Source organism: Pseudomonas sp. K5002 (assembly GCF_013386655.1).
Lineage (GTDB): Bacteria > Pseudomonadota > Gammaproteobacteria > Pseudomonadales > Pseudomonadaceae > Aquipseudomonas.
Genome location: NZ_JACARK010001255.1, coordinates 1 through 2,677, shown reverse-complemented (window position 1 = coordinate 2,677; position 2,677 = coordinate 1). Strand labels below are relative to the sequence as shown.

General features: G+C 62.6%; 3 protein-coding genes. All 3 read right to left on the bottom strand.

Annotated features, from left to right (window positions below):
• Positions 1–375, bottom strand: a 375-nt coding sequence (locus HX846_RS35450; RefSeq protein ID WP_178967271.1) for a TolC family protein, incomplete at its 3' end; no start/stop codon positions are given.
• Positions 372–845 (bottom strand): MarR family winged helix-turn-helix transcriptional regulator, encoded by a 474-nt coding sequence (locus tag HX846_RS35445; protein WP_003211792.1) that lies wholly within the window; start codon positions 843–845, stop codon positions 372–374. The genes HX846_RS35445 and HX846_RS35450, both read right to left, overlap by 4 nt.
• A gap of 145 nt (positions 846–990) precedes the next feature.
• Positions 991–2,677: translocation/assembly module TamB domain-containing protein (locus tag HX846_RS35440; protein ID WP_178967270.1), on the bottom strand; the 1,687-nt coding region annotated here is incomplete at its 5' end.

The window sequence follows — 2,677 nt, the reverse complement described above, 5'->3', positions numbered from 1 at the left end:
GTCCTGGTCCTTGGCCAGGCGCGAACGGCTGACACCGGCGCTGGCATCCAGGGTTGGCATGCGCTCGGCGTCGGCAGCATAGGCAGCGGCTTCGGCCTGGTGGGCGCGGGCGCTGGCCACTTGCATGTCGGGGCTGTTCTGCAGGGCTTCCTGGATCAGGCCGTCGAGCTGTGGATCGCCAAGGCCTTTCCACCAGTCGGCGGTGGGCCAGGCGGCGGTGGACAGGGTCACGCCGCTGAGGGATTTGCCGGTTTGCAGGTTATTGGCTTCGAGGCGTTTGCCTTCTGTGTTCAAGCCGCTGAAATTGGCACAACCGGCCATAGTCATGGCCACCAGCACAAGGCTGAGGCCGGCACGCAAGGAGCGATTGTTCATGCACTACCTACCCGCTGAATGGTGATGGGGTCACCCGCAGCTATCAGAATTTTCTTCAGGATTTTTTCCAGGGTTTGCAATTCACCCGGCTCCAGGGCGCCCGCCAACTGGTTCAGGGCCTGGGCACCGATGTGCGGCAGCATGTCGGCCACGCGCTGGCCTTCGGCGGTCAGCACCAACTGCACCTGGCGCCGGTCCTGCTCGGAACGCTTGCGCGCCAGCAGGTCCTTTTGTTCCAAGCGGTCGAGCATACGGGTCATGGAGCCGCTGTCGAGGGACAGGTTGCGACACAGCTCGGCCGGGGTGTCGACGCCGTACTGGGCCATGATGATCAACACCTTGAACTGCGCGGCCGTGATGCCGTGGGGTTCCATGTGGGTGTCGATGATCTTGTCTTTGAGCAGCGCAGCTCGGCCCAGCAGCAGGCCGAGGTGGCAGTTGTGGAAGTTTTCGGGGGTGAAGTGCTTCATCGTGACCAGCCTATTAACTGCCTAAGCAGTGAATGTGTGACACGATGTTACTGCCTAGGCAGCGAATGTCAAACGAATAGTTAGGTTGCTTGCTAATTAGCGGATAAATGGTGGGAGCCAGGCTCCCACCATTACCGTGGACGGATCAGAAATCGCGCTTGTAGAAAATATCCAGGGAGCTGGCCACGCCGCTGGCCACTTCCAGGTACACCTTCTTGCTCAGCAAATAGCGCAAGGCGATGGTGTTGGCCGGCTCGAACACCCCAACGCCATAACGCAGGCTGAGCTTCTCGGAGATCTTGCCGCTGGCCACCACGGCGGTGTTGTTGCCGCTGCCCTGGGTGTCCAGTTCAAAGTCCTGGATGCCCAGGTTCTTGGCGATGTCCGACGTGACCCCGGCACTGCCCATCAACCCAAGACCCAGCGCCGCTTCGGCCAGCATGTTGTTGTCCTCACCGTTGGTGGTGCGCGAACGCCCCAACACCAGGTACGACAATGCATCCTCTTGGGCCATGGCCGGCTCCGAGAAAATTTGCGTAGTCGGCTGCTCGGCACTGCCGCTCAGACGAATACCGGCGGTGACGGTCCGGGACGGCTCGGTGGTGATCCGCACCGCTTCGATATCCAGGAACGGCTGGTCAATCGGCCCGGCAAACAACAATCGCGCGCGGCGCACAGTCAGGCGTTGGCCGTAGGCCCGGTAGCGGCCGTCGTTGAGCCACAGTTCACCACGGGTGTCCATGTTGTCGCCGATGTGCACATGGCCTTGCAGGTTGGCGGTAAGGCCAAACCCGGCGAAGCTCAGCTTGTCCTTGCCTACCTCCACATCGATGTCCATCGCCATGGCCATCGGCGGCTTGCCCTCTTCGGTCTGGCTGCCGACGATCACCGTGTCATCCGAGACCTTGACCGTCGATGGGGGCAATTCCCGCACGGTGATCTCGCCCTTGGGAATCTGCACCTTGCCGGAGATCGCCAGCTTGTCGTTCTTCATGCTGATCTTCAGGTCAGGCGCCACCTCCAGGGCCGCGTACGGTTCCACGGTGACCGGCAGTTGCGTGCCTTGCAGCGCGATATCCACCGCCAGGGCCTGGCCCCAGTCGATCTGCCCCTTGATAGTGCCCTGCCCGGCCTTGCCGCTGCGCCAGCCGCCATTGAGCTGCACGCTTTCGCCGGCAATCAACGCCTGGATATTCAGGCCTTCAATGCTGGTGGGCAGTTCCGGGCCGGAGATTTCACCCCCCACCAGGTTGATGCTGCCGTTGACCTGAGGCGCCAGCAGGCTGCCGCCAATTCGCCCGTTACCGTTGAGCTTGCCGTTGAGCTTCTCGACCATGGGTACAAAGGGGCGGGCCACCGCGAGGTCGAGGCCGGTCAGGGTGAAGTTGCCGGTGATCGGCTTGTTCTTTGCCAGCGGATTGAGCTGCGCCTGCAACAGCAACTCGCCGAGCTTGCCGCCACGGAAATTGAGCTGGGTGTCGATGCGCGTGGGGTTGAGGGTGGTTTCCAGCTTCAGCGTGTCGTAGGGGAAATCCAGCCACTGGTCCTTGTCCTTGACCCGCAGGGTACCGCCGCTGGCGTCCACCGAGACCACGCCTTTGGGGCCGCTGGCCGGCAGGTCGAGCTGCACGTCGGCATTGAGCTTGCCCTGCCAGGCGAAATCCTTGGGCAACCACTGCGCCAGGCTGTCGATTGGGAACTGCTTGAGGTGATAACGCAGCTTCGGCTCGGGCATCAGGCGCTGGTCTTCGCCGCACAGGCTCGCCGGGCCGGAGACCCAGCAGTGCGCCGCAAAGGTCAGCTTGCCATCGGCCAGGCGCTCGATCTTCGCC